Source organism: Micromonospora inaquosa, assembly GCF_003857055.1.
GTDB lineage: Bacteria > Actinomycetota > Actinomycetes > Mycobacteriales > Micromonosporaceae > Micromonospora > Micromonospora inaquosa.
This window is the reverse complement of the sequence record NZ_QGSZ01000092.1, coordinates 1-604: the sequence shown is the minus strand read 5'-3', so window position 1 is coordinate 604 and position 604 is coordinate 1. Positions and strand designations below refer to the sequence as shown.

The 604-nt window shown below is 67.9% G+C and carries 1 protein-coding gene; it reads left to right on the top strand.

Annotated elements, in window-relative coordinates; translation table 11 throughout:
• The first annotated feature begins 14 nt into the window (after nt 1–14).
• Nucleotides 15–443: a hypothetical protein gene (locus DLJ59_RS01820; RefSeq protein WP_124770781.1), complete on the top strand. Its 429-nt coding sequence runs from the start codon at nt 15–17 to the stop codon at nt 441–443.
• The last annotated feature ends 161 nt before the right edge of the window (nt 444–604 follow it).

Sequence of the window (604 nt, the reverse complement as noted above, 5' to 3'; positions counted from 1 at the left end):
AGACAGACGGTGCCCTGTTCGCGGAGGTCGACGCCGGCGGGTTCGGTGCGGCTCCGGAGGGGCAGCTCAGCGCCGAGCAGATCATCGCGCACCTGGTCGCCAACGACGAGCTGATGATCCAGGCCACCGAGGCGCTGCTGGCCGGGTCGCCGTTCGCCTATTACGAGTTGGAAGAGGACATGCACCGTCCGCAGCTCGACGCGCTCGCCGCCGAGCAGGGTGGTCTGCGTGGCCTGACCGCACTGCTGCACGGCACCAGCGACCGGCTGTGCGGGCTGGTCGACCAACTCGGCCTGGCTGCGGAGACCCCGGTCGAGACGCACCTGCGTGAGGGTTTCGACCTCATCGTCGACGAGTCGCTGCCGTGGTCGCGCACCCTGGACCTGCACACCCGGGTCCACCTGCCCAAACACCAGTCCCAACTGCACGTCCTCCGGTCCTGAGCGACGCCGATCGGCCGGTCGGCGTCGCAGGTCTTGCCCAATTGAGCGTGCTGCCCCCGGCCCCAAGCCCTCCGTCGATCTTGCACTTTCTGTCCCGACAAAAGTGGCATAAGGGGGCAAGTCAACAACAGTAAATGCAAGATCGCGGGGCGGGGCGGGGC